Below are 4679 nucleotides of genomic sequence, written 5' to 3'. Positions count from 1 at the left end.
GCGCCACCGCCTCGGCCACCATGGCCTGCGTCACGCGGTAGGCGGCCATCTTGTCGGGGTCGAGCACGATCTGGTACTGCTTGACCATGCCGCCCACGCTGGCGACCTCGGCCACATCGGGCACGGTCTTGAGCTCGAAACGCACGAACCAGTCTTGCAGGGCGCGCAGCTGCGCCACGTCCTGCCCGCCGGTGCGGTCGACCAGCGCGTACTGGTAGATCCAGCCCACGCCGGTGGCGTCGGGCCCGATGGATGAGGTAGCCCCGCGTGGCAGGCGCGCCTGCACCTGGTTCAGATACTCCAGCACGCGCGAGCGCGCCCAGTACGGGTCCACCTCGTCTTCAAACAGCACGTAGACGAAGCTGTCGCCGAACATCGAGAAGCCGCGCACCGCGCGTGCGCCCGGCACCGAGAGCATGGTGGTGGTGAGCGGGTAGGTGACCTGGTTCTCCACGATCTGCGGCGCCTGCCCGGGCCAGGTAGTGCGGATGATCACCTGCGTATCAGACAGGTCGGGCAAAGCGTCCAGCGGCGTGCGCTGCAGGGCCACCACGCCCCAGGCGCTCAGCAGCGCGGTGGCCAGCAGCACGAGAAAGCGGTTGTTGATGCTCCAGCGGATGAGCGCGGCGATCATTGGCGCGGCTCCGGTGCCACGCGCTGCAGGCTGGTGATGCGCGGCACATCGCCGTCCTGCATTTCAAACTCGATCTGCAGCCGGTCCCCCGCTTCCAGATCGCGCGGCTGCTGCGCGCGCGGCGGCAGCTTGAAGTCCATCTGCATTTGCGGCCACTTCAGCGCCGGGATCGGTGGGTGCGTGAGCGTGACCGTGTTGCCACTGAGCGCATTGACCACCGCGTCGGTGGTGTATCGCGGTGCGGTGGAGGTGGACGTGGGGGCAGGCTCCTGGTTGAGCCGCGCTTCCAGCCCGCGCAGGCTGGCTTCGGAGTCGATCAGGAACTGCCCCGAGAGCACCACGCGCTGCCCCATCTGCAGACCCGCGCTGATCTCGGTCTGGCCCCCCGCCTCCAGGCCAGCAGTCACCTCCACCGGGCGAAAGCGCCCACCCTCCTCGGCCACCATCACCACGCTGCGCCGCCCGGTGTGGATCACCGCGTCGCTGGGCACCAGCAGCGTGGCGGCGGCCTTCGGGCGGTCCAGCCGCATGCTCACCAGCATGCCGGGTACCAGCCGTCCCTGTGGATTGGCCAGCTCGACCCGTGCGCGGATGGTGCGCGTGACGGCGTCCACCTCGGGCAGCAACGCCTGCACCTGGCCTTCAAACGTCTGGCCCGGCGCGCCAGGGCTGGTGGTGCGCACGCGCGCACCCGGTTGCAGCAGCGCGGCCTGGCTCTCGGGCACAGCCCCCTCGGCCCACACGGTGCGCGTGCCTTGCAGGCGCATCAGCGTCATGCCCGGCATCACGGTAGCGCCCTCACGCACCATGAGCTCGCTCACGATGCCGGCGATGGGCGCGGTGAGCGTGAAGCGCGGCTGCACCACGCCCGAGCTCACCACGCGCTGGATGTGCGCGGGTGTCATGCCGGCCTGTCGCATGCGCTGGCGCGCGGCGTCCTGCAGCGCATCGGTGCCCGGGCCGCTCAGCCGCGCCAGCGCCAGGTACTCCTCTTGCGCGGCCACCCAGTCGGGCACGTACAGCTCGGCCAGCGGCGCACCTGCGGCCACGCGGTCCAGCGCAGCTTTCACATGCAGCTTCTCCACGAAGCCCATGGCGCGCGAACTCAGCTCCACACGCTCGCGTTCGTTCCACGCCACGTTGCCCACCGCCGTCACCTCCGACACCAGCGAGCCCTCCACCACCGGCGCCGTGCGCAGCCCCAGGTTTTGCTGGATGCGCGGGCTCACCGTGACGGTGCTGGCGTCTGCCGCATCACCGCCGGCATAGCGCGGCACCAGCATCATGTCCATGAACGGCGACTTGGCGGGTGCCTCGAAGTTCTTGCCCGGCACCATGGGGTCGTGGTAGTTCAGGATGCGCCGGCCGGTGGCCGGGTCTACGTCCCCCGCCTTGAGCGATTCGCGGATGTGTCGGCGCGTGGCGTCTTCGCCCTGCGGGATGGTCCACAGTGACGGGTCGTCGCTGGCGGTGGCACTGGCGGTGATGGCCGCCGCCGGCTGCGGGGACGGCGTGGAGTGACCCATGCCCTGCTGCATGCCCAGCCACCAGGCGCCACCGCCCACGGCAACGAGTGCGGCCACAGCGGCCAGCGCGATGAGGGAGGTTGTCTTGTTCATGGCTTCAATCCAGTGGAGGTGTCGGGGAACAGGTATTCGAGCTGCGCCCACTGGCCAGCGGTTTCACGCTCCAGCGCCAGGCGTTCCAGGGCCAGGTTCAGCGCGTCGCGGCGCGCCTGCAGCACGGCGCCCAGGCCTTCGCGCCCGCCCCGGTAAGCGGCCAGTGCCACCTCGGTGCGCTGCTTGGCCAGCGGCTGGCGCTGCGCATCCAGGTGCGCGAGCCGGGCCTGTCCCGCTTGCCAGTCCTGCTGCCAGCGCTGCACTTGCAGCATTCGCTCGCGCGTCTGCTCTTCGCGCTCAGCCTCCAGTTCGTTCACACGCGCCAGGCGCGCGGCGAGTTCGCGTTGTTGGCGCTGCGGCTTGTCCCATTGCAGCGGCACCGACACGCCGATCGACACCATGTTGGAGAACTGCGAGCCGCGCTGGCTGAACATGATCTCGGCACTCCAGTCGGGTTTGAGTTCCTGGCGGGCCACCTCGGCCTCGGCGCGGGCCACGGCTTCGCGGGCCTGCAGCGCGGCCAGGTCGGGCAAGCGGTCCAGCGGGCCGATCGCCGCAGGGCTTCGCTGGAAGGGCGGTGCATCGGCCAGTGGCTGGTCGGGCGGCCCACCGGTGAAGCGCGCCAGCGTGAGGCGGGCGTTGGCGCGCTCGGCCTGTGCGCCGATCAAGCCCTGCTCCAGCTGCGCCAGCGCCTCGCGCGCGCTGAAGACATCGGCAATAGAGCCGCGCCCACCGCGAAGAGCTGCCTCTGTTGTCTGCACCAGCACACGCGCCTCGGTGATCTGCGCCTGCAGCAACAACCAACGCTGCTCCTGCATGCGGCGCTCCAGCCAGGCCTGTGCCACCTCGGTCTGCAGCAGGGCCACCCGCTGTGCGCGTTCGCTCAGCGCCGCATCGGCCTCGCGCTCGAAGCGCTCGCCCCGCGCGCGGCGCTTGTCCGCATTGGGCAGGGTCTGCATGAGTGCGATGGAGCGCATGGTCATGAAGTCGCGCGTGGTGCTGAACCGGTCAGGCCCCTCCACCGGCAGGTTGTCCAGCGACAGGCGCAGCACCGGGTCGGGCCGCTGCGCGGCCGCCACCGCCATCTCACGCGCGCCTTGCGCAGCGGCGGTGGATGCGTCGAGGCTGCGCGAGCGCGCCACGGCCGCTTGCACCGCAGCGCCCAGGCTCAGGGGCTCATCGGCGGCGGCGGGTGTGATCACCGCGAGCAGGCCAGCGAAGGCCAGCACAGCGCGTGCGAGAAGAAGCGAAGGGTGTTCCATGTCTGAACTCCGGAGCAGGCACGCCCCGGGCGCAAAAACCCTGGCAGCGCGCGACAGCAGCACCACCGGCGGGTGGGCTGCGCTGTGCGGGGAATCAGACGGAAGTGGGTGGGCGCCAGAGGCGCGACGTCGCGCCCGGAGGCAGGCTGCGCCAGATGGGCGCTTGAGGGTCCTGGGTGACCGGCGTCAGGGCCACGAGGGATGGGAAAGTCGGCATGCCGGCGGCGGGTGCGGCGCAGCTCTGCACGCTCTTGCAGGGCTGGCCCGTGCGCTCGAAGGTGGCCAGGTCGTTGCAGCAGTCTTTCATGGCCTCGGCCAAGGTGTCTGCCGCCTCGCTGGCTTCATCCGCCATGGCCATCATGTCCTGCATGGGGCATGGTGACGCAGGCACCTGCCACGCCGCGAACCCCTGTAGGGGCAGCAGCAGACACAGGACGAGGATGAACATGCGACGCATGGAAGGATTCTAGAGGGTGTGCGCCTACGGCGATGAAGATTCTGACCACCAACTCTCTGTCGGATAGAAGAGTCAGCTGCGAGCACTGACCACCAGCCAGTGGTTGTCCAGGCGCACACCCGCAGGCAGGCCGAGTGGGTCGGTCGTGGTGTTGCTCAGCGCGCTGGCTCGGCCCGCCGCCCACCAGCCGTTGGTCGTGTTGCCCAGCGCACAGGCTTCCTGCAGCGGCTCGCTGCGCTGCCACACACCGCGCGCATCAAACCAGGCCAGGTGGTGGGCGCGTGTACAACTCACCAGGAAACCACCACCGGGTCGAGCGCAGATGTCGCCGCCGTAGCCAACCAGCGCAGGCTGCTCGCGCGCGGCCTGCAAGCCGAGGCCGTCCCACACCGCCAGCACCGGCGCGGCTTGCCGCGCCTGCGCGTCGTCGTGCTCGGCCTGCAGCGCAATGCCCACGCGCTCGGACACCGGGTCCCACGCCAGGTGGCGGACGCTCAGGCGCGGATCGGGCAGGCGCCACTGGCCCAACACCCGGCCCGTGTGGCCGTCCAGCGCCACCAGCGAGGCGTCCATGCGGTCCAGCTCGCGTTTGGCGCGCCCGGTCTCGGGCTGGGTGGGAATGCCGCCGTTGGCCACCAGCAGGCTGCCGGCCGGCACGTCGCCCACGCGCGCGGGCAACACCAGCATCTCGTGCGGGTCCATGCCCT

The 4679-nt window shown here is 70.4% G+C and carries 5 protein-coding genes; all 5 read right to left on the bottom strand.

What is annotated here, in order from left to right:
• On the bottom strand, window positions 1-634 hold a 634-nt coding region (locus tag ACN4F8_RS17020), incomplete at its 3' end, for an efflux RND transporter permease subunit (protein WP_419474652.1).
• Window positions 631-2253, bottom strand: a complete 1623-nt coding sequence (locus ACN4F8_RS17015) for an efflux RND transporter periplasmic adaptor subunit (RefSeq protein ID WP_419474651.1) — start codon at window positions 2251-2253, stop codon at window positions 631-633. The genes ACN4F8_RS17015 and ACN4F8_RS17020, both read right to left, overlap by 4 nt.
• A complete protein-coding gene (locus ACN4F8_RS17010; protein WP_419474650.1) occupies window positions 2250-3515 on the bottom strand; it encodes a TolC family protein in 1266 nt (421 codons plus the stop codon). The genes ACN4F8_RS17015 and ACN4F8_RS17010 overlap by 4 nt, the downstream gene beginning before the upstream one ends.
• Window positions 3516-3609: 94 nt before the next feature.
• Complete coding sequence (locus tag ACN4F8_RS17005; RefSeq protein WP_419474649.1) at window positions 3610-3972, bottom strand: hypothetical protein; 363 nt, start codon at window positions 3970-3972, stop codon at window positions 3610-3612.
• A 72-nt stretch (window positions 3973-4044) separates the two neighbouring features.
• Window positions 4045-4679 (bottom strand): DUF1513 domain-containing protein (locus ACN4F8_RS17000; RefSeq protein WP_419474648.1); only part of this gene is annotated, 635 nt, incomplete at its 5' end.

This window comes from Hydrogenophaga sp., from assembly GCF_048549895.1.
Lineage (GTDB): Bacteria > Pseudomonadota > Gammaproteobacteria > Burkholderiales > Burkholderiaceae_C > Hydrogenophaga.
Note: the sequence above shows the minus strand (reverse complement) of the source record. Positions and strands in the feature narration are given on the sequence as shown.